Source organism: Olsenella sp. DNF00959 (assembly GCF_001553055.1).
GTDB lineage: Bacteria > Actinomycetota > Coriobacteriia > Coriobacteriales > Atopobiaceae > Olsenella_I > Olsenella_I phocaeensis.
Window position 1 is genome coordinate 316,836 of the sequence record NZ_KQ960133.1, and the last position, 12,771, is coordinate 329,606.

A 12,771-nucleotide genomic window follows, 5' to 3' on the forward strand; every position below is an offset into this window, starting at 1 on the left:
GGCCTCGCGCCGCGACGGGGTTTCGGCGCCACAACGGGGCCCGCGACGGGGCCCCGGCGCCCGATCTTGCAGACGTGGACGCATTTCTCGCCGTTCGGGGGCAATTCTGTCCACAGCTGCAAGATCGGGCGAGCTGGCGTCCCGCACCACAAGATCGGGCGAGCCGGCGCCCCCTTGGGCGAGCCGGTACCCCCGCGAGTTTCCTACCGCGGCTTGCGTGCCACCATGTGCAGGTGCCAGACCTTGTCGTTCACGAAGGTCTCGATGCCGAGGCCGGCCTTCGAGCACATCGACTCGAGCTCCTTGCGCGAGTAGATGCGCACGTCGCCCTTGTGGGTGAGGTTCGCGAGGGGCAGCTCGATGTGGTTCACCACCCACAGCAGGAGCGCGTTTCCCGTGCTGTCGTTGAGCACAAGCCTGCCGCCCGGGCGCAGCACGCGGAACACGCTGTCGAAGAAGTCCTGCGGCGTGGGGTAGTGGTGGAAGCTCATGGAGCAGATGACGACGTCGAAGGACTCCGCGTCAGGGGGGTGCGCTTGCAGTCTCTTACCACGAACCCTCCTCGTGCGAGGAGTACCGGGCCCTGTGGTCGCTGTCCGCGCGCACGGACGACTGGACGGTCAGGGGCGGGGAGGCGCAGCGCGTCTCCATCGCCCGCGCCATCCTGAAGGACGCGCCCATAGTCATCCTGGACGAGGCGACGGCGAGCGTGGACGCGGACAACGAGCGCCACATCCAGCTCGCGATGAGCGAGCTCTGCCGCGACAAGACGACGCTGGTCATAGCGCACAGGCTGAACACCGTGCGCGACGCCGACAAGATCGTGGTGCTCGAGTCCGGCCGCATCGTCGAGCAGGGCACCCACGAGGAGCTCCTCGCCCAGGACGGGGCGTACGTGCGCCTGCTTGAGGCGGGCAGGACGGGGGTCGGCCGATGAGCGAGACCGCGCGCAAGATGCTGGCGCTCCTCTTCGTCATGCTGAGCCTGTTCCTGATCATGGGCGGGCTGTACCTTCCCGGCGAGCTGCTGGGACCCGCCGCGACGTCCGCGCTCACGTGGGCGGGCATCGTCCTCCTCCTGGGAGGAAACGTCGCGCTCGCACTGGAGGAGAGGGACTGACCGACGTGCTGCGGGGTCTGCCTCTCTCGCCTGCCGCCCCACGTACCTCCGGATACGTCGGGCGCGCGACGTCGGGCGCGCGCCCCTCTCGCCTGCCGCCCCTTCCTCGGCCTACAATCCAAGGCGTCCGCGACGGGCGGGGCAAGGGGAGGGGCGACCGCATGGCCAAGGATGACCTGCTGAGCGCGCTGCGGCGCCTGGGCAACGTGCGCGACGGCCGCGCGAGCCACCAGACCATACGTCGGCGCATCCTCTCTGGGGCGCGCATCGACGGGACACACCTCTGCATCCTCATCGTCGCCATGCTCATCGCGTCGGTCGGCCTCAACGTCGACTCCACCGAGGCCGTGGTCGGCGCGATGCTCATCTGCCCGCTCATGGGGTCGGTCATGGCGCTCGCCTACGCAATCGCCACCGCCGACCTGCGCCTCCTGCGCGAGGTGCTGATTGGCCTCGTGGTCCAGGTCGCGATCTGCCTGGTCACCTCGACCCTCTACTTCGTGGTCTCGCCCATCTCGAGCGAGACCTCCGAGCTGCTCACCAACTCAAGCCCGACGGTGTGGGACGTGCTCATCGCCTTGGCCGGAGGATTCGCCGGTGGCATTGGCATCTCGCGCAACCAGGAGCCCGCCACGCTGCTCTCGGGCGTCGCCGTGGCGACCGCGCTCATGCCGCCGCTCTGCGCGGCGGGCTACGGCGTGGCCCAGAGCGACCTCGCGTACTTTGCGGGGGCCTTCTACGAGTTCTCGCTCAACGTGGTGTTCATCGCATTTGCCGCCGAGTTCGTGCTGGTCCTGCTGCGCACGCCCCTCAAGCGCGACGTCGACGGGGACGGCGTGGTCACGGTGCAGGAGGACGAGGAGGCGCTGGAGAGGAGCCGCCGCCTTCGCCGCAGGCTGCTGGTGGGCACGCTGGTCTTCGCGATTCCCTGCACGGTGATGACCGCGCGGCTGGTGCAGGACACCATGGCGAAGAACGACGGCGAGACCTTCACCATCCAGGACAGCTACGACGCGCGGACGACGACGCAGGAGCTCGAGGCGGTGTGCCCCGGCTTCGTGTCGTACCGCGTTGGGGCGCTCGACTCGTACGACTCCGGGGCGGGCTCGCTCTCGCGCAAGGTGGTGGCGCGGGTGGTGACGTCGGCGCCGCTGGACGACACGCGCAAGGCAGAGATCGAGGCGCTGCTCAGGGTGCATGTGAAGGACCTCGACGAGGTGAGCTTCGAGTTGTCGAGTACGGGCGCCGACGCCGACGGTGACGCGACAGCGAGCGAGAATGGCTCGCCTGCGCCATCCGATGACGGCTCGGCACCTGCTGCCGCGACTACGTCGAACGCGTCATCTCGATAGCCCCATCTTGTCGTTTGCCACGCTTTTCTCGCCATTTCGAGGCATTTCTGTAGCGAAAGACAAGATGGGTGCGTGGAGAGAGGCAAGCGTGGCGCGCACGGGGGCGGGGCCCTCACAGCAGCGCGCACACGAGGGTGCGGCTCCGCCCCTTGTGTTCCTAGTGGTGGAACAGCCGCATTCCCGTGAAGCACATGGCGATGCCGTACTTGTCGGCCGTCTCGATCACGTTGTCGTCGCGGATCGAGCCGCCGGGCTCGGCGATGTAGCTGACGCCGCTCTTGTGGGCGCGCTCGACGTTGTCGCCGAAGGGGAAGAAGGCATCCGACCCCAGCGTGACGCCGGTCTGCGTCGCAATCCACGCCGCCTTCTCCTCGCGGGTCAGCGCCTCGGGCCTCTCCGCGAACCACTTCTGCCACTCGCCCTCGGCCAGGACGTCGTCGTGCTCGTCCGAGATGTACACGTCGATCGCGTTGTCGCGGTTGGCGCGGCGGATCCCCTCGACGAAGCGCAGCCCCAGGACCTTGGGGTGCTGGCGCAGGAACCAGGTGTCGGCCTTGCCACCCGCTAGCCTGGTGCAGTGGACGCGGCTCTGCTGTCCGGCGCCCACGCCGATGGCCTGCCCGTCCTTCACGTAGCAGACCGAGTTGGACTGCGTGTACTTCAGCGTAATCAGGCTCACGATCATGTCGATCTGCGCCGCCTCGGGAACGTCGCGGTTCCGCGTCACCACGTTGCCCAGGAGCTCGCGATCGATCCTGAAGTCGTTGTGCCCCTGCTCGAAGCTGATGCCGAAGACGTCCTTGACCTCGGTGGGGGCGGGACGGTAGCTGGGGTCGACCTGCACCACGTTGTAGCGTCCGCCCTTCTTGGCGCCCAGGATCTGCAGGGCCTCCTCGGTGTAGCCGGGCGCGATGATGCCGTCGGACACCTCGCGCTTGAGGTAGCGTGCCACGTCGGCGTCGCAGGTCTCGCTCAGCGCGGCCCAGTCGCCGTAGGAGCTCATGCGGTCGGCGCCGCGCGCGCGGATGTAGGCGCAGGCGATGGGGGAGGGCTCGCCCTCGTCCTCGACGAAGTAGATCTGCCGCTCCACCTCGCTCAGCGGCTTGCCCACGGCGGCGCCGGCGGGCGAGACGTGCTTGAACGACGCGGCCGCCGGCATGTCCGTGGCCTCGGCCAGCTCGTGCACGAGCTGCCAGGAGTTCAGGGCGTCCAGGAAGTTGATGTATCCCGGCTTGCCGCAGAGCACGGTGACGGGCAAGTTCGAGCCGTCCTTCATGAAGATGCGGGCGGGCTTCTGGTTGGGGTTGCAGCCGTACTTGAGCTCGAGCTCGTTCATGTTCTTCCTTCCATGGGTCATCTTCCAGGCGAGAGTGTCGCGCGCACGTCGCAGCGAGGCATTGCTACCAGCGCGCTATCGCTGCCAGCGCGACAGGCGCCGCTAGTCGCCGAGGTTCTTGTTGAAGAGGGTCACCTTCGCGCCGATGCGGGCATAGAGGGAGACCTTGTTGTCATCGTCCAGCGCGTCCCAGACCTCCCGCGCCGTCGCGGGCAGCGCGACCTCGACGGGCTCGCCGGAAAAGCTGGGCAGCGGGCTGCCGTCCCCCTGGTAGGTGCTGACGAGGTAGCCCACCCCCTCGTCGGCCCCCTCGTAGCAGAAGAACTGGCGCAAGCAGCGGCCTGAATCGCCCGTCTGGCGCTTGAGGATCGACATCTCGAAGCTCCCGTCGGGACGCACGACGGCGCTGATGCGGGGCGTGAAGTTGGGCGCGTCTGGCTCGAACTCGCGAGCCATGCAGCCAGTGCGGAAGTCGCGCCTCTCCACGATGGTGTCGGTCTGGTCGCCGTTGGTCACCACGAGGTTCTCGCCCATCCGGCGCACGGGGTGGTAGATGATCAGGCTCGGGTCCTCGAGCAGGGCCGGGTCATGCGCCTCGGTGCGGATTCCGTCCTCGGTGAGGGAGAAGACGCGGTTTCGGCTGTTGGAGCTGCGCCCCATGATCCAGTAGTAGACGCAGTCCCTGCCCACCACGATGCCGCGACCGGGATACGGGTTTGCCCGAAGCAGCTCCACGAGTTCCTGCATGCGCACGTCCTTCCGTCTGGGACCTCGTCCCCCGAATGGCCCCGGGCCCAAAGGCAAAGGGCAAGCGGCCCTCGGCGAAGGCTGCTTGCCCAGACGGTCGGCACTATGGCTTGCGCGCCGCTCCACCGTGGTGACCCACGTCTATCCGTCAGTAACGGCGCGTATCTGGCAGAAATGTAGCATGCGCGGCGCGACGGCTGGGGCCAGAATGGGATGCGACACAAGACGTCAACGAGTGTCGGGGCGCGCCCGGGGGACCGTCGCGGGCGGTGCGGGATGGCTGGTTGGACCGCGACCGGGTGTTTTCTGGCGGATATGCGCACGGGCGAGAGGAGCCTCGTGACGGGACGAACGCACATGGCGGTTGGCGCGGCGGTCGCCGTGGCTGCGGGGCTCGTCGCGGCGCGGCTCGCCGACCCGGCAGCCGCGTCGGCCTCGCTGGCATCCATGGGTGACGCGAGTCTCTCTCCCGCGGCGTTCCTCTCCCTCGCCGCAGCAGGCGCCGCGGGCGGCATGCTGCCCGACACGGACGTCGCCACCAGCGAGGCATCGCGCGAGCTCAGGCGGGCCTGGGCGGCGCTGGTGGCACTTCTCGCCCTGGCCTTGGCCCTCGCCGCGGCGGGCGCGCTCCCTGCGGGGCAGGATCCGCTCGCATGGCTGCGGGAACACGCGGGACGGCTGGGTCCCGACCAGCTCGCGGGGTGCATGACGCTCGTCGCCGTCTGCGCCGCGGGCCGCGCGTCGGGGCACCGGGGCTTCTCCCACTCGCTCGTGGCGCTGGTGGCCGCGTACGCCGCGACGCGCCTCGCCCTTCCCTCGCTTTCCGTCCCCCTGGCGCTGGGATACGCCTCTCACCTTGCCCTCGACCTGCTCAACAAGACGCCGCTCAGGCTCCTCTGGCCCCTGCGTCGCGGTGTCTGCCTGGGGTTGCTCAGGTCTGCTGGCATGGCGGACGGTCTCGTGCTGGGGCTGGCGCTTCTCGCCCTTCTGTGCTCCTTTGCCCGTGGCGTGCTGGGAATCGCCCTCCCGTGGCCGCCCGGGCTGCCGACTTGGTCATAATGGCGCGGAGAAAGGCCACCGCCGCGGCAGCGCCTGCGGCAGGCAGGAAGGCAAGCAACATGCAAGCAGCAAACGCCAGCGCCGGCTCCGACGTCACCGTCGCAAGCCCCGTCGACCCCAGCGCCACCGCCCGCAAGCCCGTGAGGATCGTCCTTCTCACCGGCTACCTGGGCGCGGGGAAGACCACCCTGCTCAACCACATCCTCGCCAACGGGGAGGGCATCCGCGCGGCGGTCATCGTCAACGACATCGGGTCGGTCAACGTGGACGCCAGCCTCGTCCGTGACGGCGGCCTCAGCGAGGCGGACGACCTCATCCCCCTCACCAACGGCTGCATCTGCTGCACGCTCTCGGACGACCTCGCCCGCCAGCTCGGCTCCATCGCCGACTCCGGCAAGTTCGACTACGTGATCATCGAGGCGTCGGGCATCTGCGAGCCCATCCCCATCGCCTACACCATCAGCGCCTTCTGCGACCAGAGCAGGAACGGCGGCCACGCCCCCATGGAGCTCGACAACATCGTCGCGGTGGTCGACAGCGCCCGCATGCTCGACGAGTTCGACGGCGGCCGCAGCCTCGTCGCCGACGACATCGACGAGGACGACATCGAGGCGCTGCTGGTCCAGCAGGTCGAGTTCTGCAGCACCCTCGTGCTCAACAAGGCAGACCTGGTGAGCCGCGAGCAGCTGGACGAGCTGCGCGCCGTGGTGCGCAGCCTCCAGCACGACGCCGTGGTCGTCGAGGCGGTGAACGGGGGGCTGCCCGTCTCCGAGCTGCTCGACACCGGACGCTTCAGCTTCGAGGAGGCCTACCGCTCCGCCGCCTGGGTGGACGCCATGGAGCACCCCGAGGAGCACGAGGACCCCGAGGTGCTCGAGTACGGCATCCAGACCTTCCTCTACCAGCGTCGTCGCCCCTTCGACGTCGAGGCGCTCTCGGACTACGTGCGCAGCTGGCCCCAGAGCGTCATCCGCGCCAAGGGTAGCGTGTGGGTGGCGCAGGACCCCGCCATGCGCTACCTCTTCGAGCAGGCGGGCCACCAGGTGAGCCTGGGCGAGAACGGTCTCTTCCTGGCCACGGCGCCCGACGAGGAGCGCGAGCGCATCCTGGCCCAGAACCCCGAGATGCTGCAGGACTGGGACGAGGAGCTGGGTGACCGCATGACCCGCATCGTGGTCATCGGACGGCACATGGACCGCGACGACATCGAGGCGGGGCTGGACGCCTGCCTGGTCGACTGGGATGGCAACGACTTCTAGCCGGGACGGGCGGGGGAGAGGGGCCCTCCGCGCTGGGCTGCACGAGGCCAGCCGTGCGGCGGCCTTCGCCTATACTCTCTTGCACGACGCGACTCGCATGGGCGCGGACGGGAAGGACGCGGGGCCGGAGTCCCGCCAGGGGTCGGAGTCCCACCAGGAAGGGAAGAGCATGATCAAGGAACTCGTCAAGGACGAAGCCGTCCTCTCCAAGCGCTGCGCCATCGCCACGGCCGAGGATGCTGCCATCGCCCAGGATGTCGTGGACACCCTGGCCTCCCTCGAAGACGCGGCCTGCCTGGCGGCGAACCAGATAGGCCAGGCCGTGGCCGTGGGTGCCTACCTGGATGACGAGCGGAAGGCCCACGTGCTGTACAACCCCAAGGTCATCTTCGGCCTGGGCGCCACCCGCGTCGAGGAGGGCTGCCTCACGCGCGACGAGCCCTCCAAGGTCACCCGCTACGCCAAGATCAAGCTCAGCTACGACGAGCTGGTGGACGGCGAGCTCAAGAGCCGCAAGCGCGACTTCGTGGGCTGGGAGGCCCAGATGATCCAGCACATCGCCGACCACTGCGCGGGCAAGCTGGTCTAGTTCCGCACGTTCGTCACACCCCCCGTCGTTCTCTATGCCTTCTCATGAATTTTGGGGGGTCTAGAGGGCCTAAATTTCAGAGAACGGCATAGAGAACGCAGCGCCGGTCAGGAAACGGCATAGAGAACGGCGCGGTGACCCGTCCGCGCCGCCTGCCGCGCGCGTCCAAATGTGAAATTTCGCTGTCGGGGACCGCAAGCGATGCCGTCGGTGGCATTAGGACCTGCGAACTCGTATCATCTTCTTTTGCGTCTCTTGCTAGGGAGAGTTCTGCCCCTACGGCCTGCGACGCAGACGGCTCCCGGGTGCCATCCGGGAGGTGCGAGGCCCATCCCCGCACGTAAAACCCCATGAGTTAGGAGAGCACATGGCAGACAAGTACGTTCCCCGCCTCAAGGAGCACTACTATTCCGAGGTCCGCGACCAGCTGCAGAAGCAGTTCGAGTACAAGAACGTCAACCAGATCCCCAAGATCGAGAAGATCGTCGTCAACATGGGCGTCGGCGAGGCCGCTACCGACAGCAAGGCCATCGACGGCGCCGTCGCCGACCTGCGCGCCATCACCGGCCAGCAGCCCATGGTGACCCGCGCCCGCAAGTCCATCGCCACCTTCCGCCTGCGTGCGGGCATGCCCATCGGCGCCAAGGTGACCCTGCGCGGCGACCGCATGTACGAGTTCCTCGACCGCCTGATCGCCATCGCCATCCCCCGCATCCGCGACTTCCGCGGCATCAGCGCCAAGAGCTTCGATGGCCACGGCAACTTCTCCATGGGCGTCACCGAGCAGCTGATCTTCCCCGAGATCGACTACGACAAGATCGACCACACCCGTGGCATGGACATCACCATCGTCACCACCGCCCCCACCAACGAGGAGGGCAAGGCGCTTCTCGACGCCTTCCACTTCCCGTTCAAGAGGGACTAACTAATCGCTTGTAAGTTGCCCCGGGAAGGGTCCCGGGGCCTCTTCCTGAAGGAGGATTTGTGGCTAAGACTTCGATGATCGTCAAGGCGAACCGCGAGCCGAAGTTCTCGACGCGCACCCAGAACCGTTGCCAGCGCTGTGGGCGCCCCCACTCCGTCTATCGCAAGTTCGGGCTGTGCCGCGTCTGCTTCCGCGAGCTGGCGAGCAAGGGCGAGCTTCCTGGCGTCCGCAAGGCTAGCTGGTAGGCCAGGGCTCTGGCATGCAGGCGTGCGGGCCACGGGCCCAAATGAACCGCATGCGCAGTTTCATCACTAACGAAGGAGAAGGAATCAATGAAGGTTACTGATCCCATCGCGGACATGCTGACGCGCATCCGCAACGCGAACTCCGCTGGCAAGTCCGAGGTGTCCATGCCCTCGAGCAAGGTCCTGGCCGAGATCGCCCGCGTCATCTGCGAGGAGGGCTACATCGAGTCCTATGAGGTGGAGGACACCACCCCCCAGAAGACCCTGCACATCACCCTCAAGTACGGCCCCAAGCGCGCCCGCGTCATCCAGGGCATCCGCCGCATCTCCAAGCTGGGCCTTCGCATCTACTCCACCGCTGCCGACCTGCCCCGCGTCCGCGGCGGCCTCGGCACGGCCGTCATCTCGACCTCCAGGGGCATGATGTGCGACCGCGACGCCCGCAAGATGGGCATCGGCGGCGAGGTCATCGCCTACATCTGGTAACCCGCGACAGGAATAGATAGGAGGAGACTATGTCTCGTATTGGTAAGAAGCCTGTCGAGGTTCCCGCTGGGGTTACCGTGACCATCGACGGCACGCACGTTGCGGTCAAGGGCAGCAAGGGCGAGCTCGACCGCCATTTCTCCGAGCTCGTGACCGTCGCGCAGGAGGGCGAGGAGATCCTCGTCACCCGCAACGACGACTCCACCGAGTCCAACGCCCAGCAGGGCCTGGTCCGCACCCTCATCAACAACATGGTCGTCGGCGTCTCCGCCGGCTTCGAGAAGAAGCTCGAGCTCACCGGCGTCGGCTACCGTGCCGCGCTCAAGGGCAAGGACCTCGACCTCTCGCTCGGCTACTCCCACCCCGTGGTGTACGCCGCCCCCGAGAACATCAGCTTCGAGGTGCCCGACAACACCCACATCGTGGTCAAGGGCATCTCCAAGGAGCAGGTCGGCCAGGTTGCCGCCGAGATTCGCGCCAAGCGTCCCCCCGAGCCCTACAAGGGCAAGGGCATTCACTACGAGGGCGAGCACATCCGCAGGAAGCTCGGCAAGGCTGCCAAGTAAGGCCCTGCTGGCGATATAGAAAGACCACCACCCCGTCAGGTGGTGGCGTGCCTAAGGAGAAGGAATGAACAAGAACCAGGCAAAGCGTGCGGGCCTCAAGCGCCGCCAGCGCCGCGTCCGCTCCAAGATCTTCGGAACTGCCGAGCGTCCGCGCCTGACCGTTCACCGCACCAACGCGAACATCTACGCCCAGGTCGTCGACGACGTCGACGGCAGGACCATCTGCTCCGCCTCTACCCTGAGCGAGGAGTTCAGGGCAACCGGCAAGCTGGGCTCCAACAAGGAGGCTGCCGAGTTCGTGGGCAAGCTCGTCGCCGAGCGTGCCGCCGAGAAGGGCGTCACCGAGGTCAAGTTCGACCGCGGCGGCCACATCTACCACGGCCGCGTCAAGGCCCTGGCCGACGGAGCCCGTTCCGCGGGCCTGAAGTTCTAGGAGGAATTTAGATGCCACGTGATCGTAAGCGCCAGAATGACTCCGATCTTCAGGAGCGCGTAGTCTACATCCACCGTGTCTCAAAGACCACCAAGGGCGGTCACCGCATGACCCTCGTCGCCCTCGTGGTCGTTGGCGACGGCAAGGGCAACGTCGGCCTCGGCATGGGTCGCTCCACCGAGGTGCCCCTGGCCATCCAGAAGGGCGTCGACAACGCCAAGAAGAACATGTTCAAGGTCCCCGTCACCAAGGGCGGCTCGGTCCCCCACGCGATCGAGGGCCACTTCGGCGCCGGCCGCGTCCTGATCAAGCCTGCTGTCGAGGGCACCGGCGTCATCGCTGGTGGTCCCGTGCGTCCGCTCTTCGAGCTCGCCGGCATCACCAACGTCACCGCCAAGTCCCTTGGCACCGACAACGCCCTGAACATCATCAAGGCCGCAGCCGACGGCCTCATGAACCTCTCCAGCCCCGAGGAGGCGGCGTCTCGTCGCGGCCTCACGGTCAAGGAGCTGTTCGCCGGCAAGGAGGAGTAACCATGGCAGACAAGACCGTCACCGTCAGGCTCGTTCGCAGCGCGGTCGCCTCCGTCAAGAAGGACCAGACGCTCACCTGCCGCGCCATGGGCCTTCGCAAGATCGGCGACACCTCGGTGCTTCCCGACAACCCGAGCGTTCGTGGAATGATCTTCAAGGTCAAGCACCTTGTTGAGGTTGAAGAGAACTAGGAGTCATCCAATGCAGCTCAATGATCTTCGTCCCGCTGAGGGTGCAAAGAAGGCGCGCAAGCGCGTCGGCCGCGGCAACTCCTCCGGGCACGGCACCTTCTCTGGCCGCGGCATGAACGGCCAGCTGTCCCGCTCTGGCGGCGGCAAGGGCGCCGGCTTCGAGGGCGGCCAGCAGCCCCTGGCCATGCGCCTGCCCAAGCTCCCCGGCTTCACCAACCGCAACCGCGTCGAGTACGCCCCCGTCAACGTCGCGCGCCTCGAAGCCCTCTTCGCCGATGGCGAGACCGTCGACGGCGAGGCCCTCGTCGCCAAGGGCGTCATCAAGCACGACTACATCCCCGTCAAGGTCCTCGGCGACGGAGAGCTCACCAAGAAGCTCACCGTCAAGGTCGACAAGGTTTCCGCCTCTGCTCAGTCCAAGATCGAGGCGGCTGGCGGAAAGGTTGAGCAGGCGTGCTAAACGGAATCGCAAACGCGTTCCGCATTCCTGAGCTCAGGAAGAAGATCCTGGTTACGGCCGGGATCCTTCTCCTGTATAGGTTTGGCGCCTACCTGCCGGCCCCCGGCGTGCCCTTTGCCAGCATGCTTGCCGCCTTCCAGGCGGCCGCGTCCAGCAGCGGTGCCATTGCCGTGCTGAACCTGTTCTCCGGAGGCGCGCTCTCGCGCGTCTCCGTGTTCAGCCTCGGCATCATGCCTTACATCACCGCCCAGATCATCCTCCAGATGTTCCAGGCGGTGATTCCCTCCCTTGGGGAGCTCGCTAAGGAAGGCGAGAGCGGACAGCGCAAGATCACCCAGTACACCCGCTACCTCACCATCGTCCTGGCCCTTATCAATGCCGTCGGCTACCTGTTCCTCTTCAAGAGCTACGGCATCGACTTCTCGGCCATGGGCTTCCCCGAGATGATCGAGAACACGATTATCGTGGGCGTGCTCCTCACCGGTGCCATCATCATCATGTGGCTCGGCGAGGTCATCACCCAGAGGGGCATCGGCAACGGCATGTCCCTGATCATCTTCGCCAACATCATGGCTGGCCTGCCCCACTCGCTCACCGCCTCGGTGAGCACCTCCACCACGGGCGTCATCGCCACCGTGGTCACCCTGCTGGTGATCATCGCGATCATCCCCGTGATCGTCTACATCGAGCGCGGCCAGCGTCGCATCCCGGTGCAGTACGCCAAGCGCGTGGTGGGTCGCAGGGTCATAGGCGGCCAGGCCACCTACCTGCCCATCAAGGTGAACACCGCGGGCGTCGTGCCCATCATCTTCGCCTCTGCGCTGCTGTACCTCCCGGCGCAGCTCGCCGTGTTCTTCCCCAACGTGGGCTGGATCCAGGGCTTCGCCAACATGCTGAGCTCCGGCGTCGTCAACTGGGTCCTCTCCGTGGTGCTGATCGTCTTCTTCGCGTACTTCTACACCGCCATGGTGTTCAACCCCGACGAGACCGCGGATCAGCTCCGCAAGGCCGGTGGCTTCATCCCGGGCGTCCGTCCCGGCAGCGCCACCGCCGCCTACATCAAGAGCGTGCTCGACCACATCACGCTGCCCGGCGCCCTCTTCATGGCGGCCCTGGCCGTGGTGCCGTCGATCCTCTTCGCCGTGACGGGCAACACCCTCATGCAGGCCTTCGGCGGCACCTCGGTGCTGATCATGGTCGGCGTGGCGATGGACACCATCTCGCAGCTGGAGTCGCAGCTCAAGATGCACAACTACGAGGGCTTCTTCAAGTAGGCCATTCGTGGGCAGCTTCAGGCGAGAGGGGCGGTCACTCCGGTGGCCGCCCCTCTTCCGTGTGCGGCGGCGGGCACGGGTGGCGGTGGATGGTCTTTTGGATCGCATGAGACCACATGCCCCTAGGTGGGTAAACTGTGGATTGTCATGCGGCGGCGAACGCGCCCGCCGCGAAGTCGCGCTTCCATCGCTCATCC

16 protein-coding genes, 2 pseudogenes and 1 riboswitch are annotated in these 12,771 nt (G+C 66.9%); of the genes and pseudogenes, 15 read left to right on the forward strand and 3 right to left on the reverse strand.

Features of this window, described 5'->3' with window-relative positions:
* Positions 1-203: 203 nt before the first annotated feature.
* Positions 204-554 (reverse strand): annotated as a pseudogene (locus tag HMPREF1868_RS08320) (methyltransferase domain-containing protein); the annotation flags it as partial.
* Positions 555-616: 62 nt separating this feature from the next.
* On the opposite strand from HMPREF1868_RS08320, the pseudogene HMPREF1868_RS08325 reads away from it, so the two are divergent.
* From HMPREF1868_RS08325 to HMPREF1868_RS08335, 3 genes and pseudogenes are all read left to right on the forward strand, one after another.
* A pseudogene (locus tag HMPREF1868_RS08325) lies at positions 617-937 on the forward strand (ATP-binding cassette domain-containing protein); the annotation flags it as partial.
* Complete coding sequence (locus tag HMPREF1868_RS08330) at positions 934-1,119, forward strand: hypothetical protein (RefSeq protein ID WP_062531641.1); 186 nt, start codon at positions 934-936, stop codon at positions 1,117-1,119. The pseudogene HMPREF1868_RS08325 and the gene HMPREF1868_RS08330, both read left to right, overlap by 4 nt.
* A gap of 161 nt (positions 1,120-1,280) precedes the next feature.
* The gene (locus HMPREF1868_RS08335; protein WP_062531642.1) at positions 1,281-2,471 is read left to right on the forward strand and encodes a DUF389 domain-containing protein; all 1,191 of its coding nucleotides are present in this window, start codon (positions 1,281-1,283) and stop codon (positions 2,469-2,471) included.
* 157 nt (positions 2,472-2,628) lie between these two features.
* Here HMPREF1868_RS08335 and HMPREF1868_RS08340 read toward each other — a convergent pair whose 3' ends face one another.
* A complete protein-coding gene (locus tag HMPREF1868_RS08340) occupies positions 2,629-3,807 on the reverse strand; it encodes a phosphoribosylaminoimidazolecarboxamide formyltransferase (RefSeq protein WP_062531643.1) in 1,179 nt (392 codons plus the stop codon).
* Positions 3,808-3,909: 102 nt separating this feature from the next.
* The gene (locus HMPREF1868_RS08345) at positions 3,910-4,554 is read right to left on the reverse strand and encodes an IMP cyclohydrolase (RefSeq protein WP_062531644.1); all 645 of its coding nucleotides are present in this window, start codon (positions 4,552-4,554) and stop codon (positions 3,910-3,912) included.
* A gap of 80 nt (positions 4,555-4,634) precedes the next feature.
* Positions 4,635-4,720: riboswitch (ZMP/ZTP riboswitch) on the reverse strand.
* A 173-nt stretch (positions 4,721-4,893) separates the two neighbouring features.
* On the opposite strand from HMPREF1868_RS08345, the gene HMPREF1868_RS08350 reads away from it, so the two are divergent.
* From HMPREF1868_RS08350 to secY, 12 genes are all read left to right on the forward strand, one after another.
* Positions 4,894-5,613 (forward strand): metal-dependent hydrolase, encoded by a 720-nt coding sequence (locus HMPREF1868_RS08350; protein ID WP_197414986.1) that lies wholly within the window; start codon positions 4,894-4,896, stop codon positions 5,611-5,613.
* 59 nt (positions 5,614-5,672) lie between these two features.
* Complete coding sequence (locus tag HMPREF1868_RS08355; RefSeq protein WP_231782282.1) at positions 5,673-6,872, forward strand: CobW family GTP-binding protein; 1,200 nt, start codon at positions 5,673-5,675, stop codon at positions 6,870-6,872.
* 169 nt (positions 6,873-7,041) lie between these two features.
* Positions 7,042-7,461, forward strand: a complete 420-nt coding sequence (locus tag HMPREF1868_RS08360) for a peptide deformylase (protein WP_062531646.1) — start codon at positions 7,042-7,044, stop codon at positions 7,459-7,461.
* A gap of 367 nt (positions 7,462-7,828) precedes the next feature.
* Positions 7,829-8,386, forward strand: a complete 558-nt coding sequence (gene rplE, locus HMPREF1868_RS08365) for a 50S ribosomal protein L5 (protein WP_009278447.1) — start codon at positions 7,829-7,831, stop codon at positions 8,384-8,386.
* A gap of 59 nt (positions 8,387-8,445) precedes the next feature.
* A complete protein-coding gene (locus HMPREF1868_RS08370; RefSeq protein ID WP_009278448.1) occupies positions 8,446-8,631 on the forward strand; it encodes a type Z 30S ribosomal protein S14 in 186 nt (61 codons plus the stop codon).
* Positions 8,632-8,718: 87 nt separating this feature from the next.
* Positions 8,719-9,117: a 30S ribosomal protein S8 gene (gene rpsH / locus HMPREF1868_RS08375; RefSeq protein WP_009278449.1), complete on the forward strand. Its 399-nt coding sequence runs from the start codon at positions 8,719-8,721 to the stop codon at positions 9,115-9,117.
* A gap of 29 nt (positions 9,118-9,146) precedes the next feature.
* A complete protein-coding gene (rplF, locus tag HMPREF1868_RS08380; protein ID WP_062531647.1) occupies positions 9,147-9,683 on the forward strand; it encodes a 50S ribosomal protein L6 in 537 nt (178 codons plus the stop codon).
* Between the two features lie 64 nt (positions 9,684-9,747).
* Positions 9,748-10,116, forward strand: a complete 369-nt coding sequence (rplR, locus tag HMPREF1868_RS08385; RefSeq protein WP_062531648.1) for a 50S ribosomal protein L18 — start codon at positions 9,748-9,750, stop codon at positions 10,114-10,116.
* 11 nt (positions 10,117-10,127) lie between these two features.
* Entirely contained in the window at positions 10,128-10,649 is a 522-nt protein-coding gene (rpsE, locus tag HMPREF1868_RS08390; RefSeq protein WP_009278452.1) for a 30S ribosomal protein S5, read from the forward strand.
* A 2-nt stretch (positions 10,650-10,651) separates the two neighbouring features.
* Entirely contained in the window at positions 10,652-10,840 is a 189-nt protein-coding gene (gene rpmD, locus HMPREF1868_RS08395) for a 50S ribosomal protein L30 (protein WP_009278453.1), read from the forward strand.
* Between the two features lie 10 nt (positions 10,841-10,850).
* Positions 10,851-11,300 carry a 50S ribosomal protein L15 gene (gene rplO / locus HMPREF1868_RS08400; protein WP_009278454.1) on the forward strand — a complete coding sequence of 150 codons (450 nt, stop codon included), beginning with the start codon at positions 10,851-10,853 and terminating at the stop codon, positions 11,298-11,300.
* Positions 11,294-12,574, forward strand: a complete 1,281-nt coding sequence (gene secY, locus HMPREF1868_RS08405; protein WP_062531649.1) for a preprotein translocase subunit SecY — start codon at positions 11,294-11,296, stop codon at positions 12,572-12,574. Before rplO ends, secY begins: the two co-directional genes overlap by 7 nt.
* Positions 12,575-12,771 lie beyond the last annotated feature (197 nt).

Excerpts from the sequence above, each read along its gene's own strand:
- rpsH (WP_009278449.1), top strand. The coding sequence starts at position 8,719 with ATGAAGGTTACTGATCCCATCGCGGACATGCTGACGCGCATCCGCAAC.
- rplE (WP_009278447.1), top strand. The coding sequence starts at position 7,829 with ATGGCAGACAAGTACGTTCCCCGCCTCAAGGAGCACTACTATTCCGAG.
- rplR (WP_062531648.1), top strand. The coding sequence starts at position 9,748 with ATGAACAAGAACCAGGCAAAGCGTGCGGGCCTCAAGCGCCGCCAGCGC.
- rpsE (WP_009278452.1), top strand. The coding sequence starts at position 10,128 with ATGCCACGTGATCGTAAGCGCCAGAATGACTCCGATCTTCAGGAGCGC.
- HMPREF1868_RS08330 (WP_062531641.1), top strand. The coding sequence starts at position 934 with ATGAGCGAGACCGCGCGCAAGATGCTGGCGCTCCTCTTCGTCATGCTG.
- HMPREF1868_RS08345 (WP_062531644.1), bottom strand. The coding sequence starts at position 4,554 with ATGCAGGAACTCGTGGAGCTGCTTCGGGCAAACCCGTATCCCGGTCGC.
- HMPREF1868_RS08360 (WP_062531646.1), top strand. The coding sequence starts at position 7,042 with ATGATCAAGGAACTCGTCAAGGACGAAGCCGTCCTCTCCAAGCGCTGC.
- rpmD (WP_009278453.1), top strand. The coding sequence starts at position 10,652 with ATGGCAGACAAGACCGTCACCGTCAGGCTCGTTCGCAGCGCGGTCGCC.
- HMPREF1868_RS08355 (WP_231782282.1), top strand. The coding sequence starts at position 5,673 with ATGCAAGCAGCAAACGCCAGCGCCGGCTCCGACGTCACCGTCGCAAGC.
- rplO (WP_009278454.1), top strand. The coding sequence starts at position 10,851 with ATGCAGCTCAATGATCTTCGTCCCGCTGAGGGTGCAAAGAAGGCGCGC.
- HMPREF1868_RS08340 (WP_062531643.1), bottom strand. The coding sequence starts at position 3,807 with ATGAACGAGCTCGAGCTCAAGTACGGCTGCAACCCCAACCAGAAGCCC.
- HMPREF1868_RS08335 (WP_062531642.1), top strand. The coding sequence starts at position 1,281 with ATGGCCAAGGATGACCTGCTGAGCGCGCTGCGGCGCCTGGGCAACGTG.
- rplF (WP_062531647.1), top strand. The coding sequence starts at position 9,147 with ATGTCTCGTATTGGTAAGAAGCCTGTCGAGGTTCCCGCTGGGGTTACC.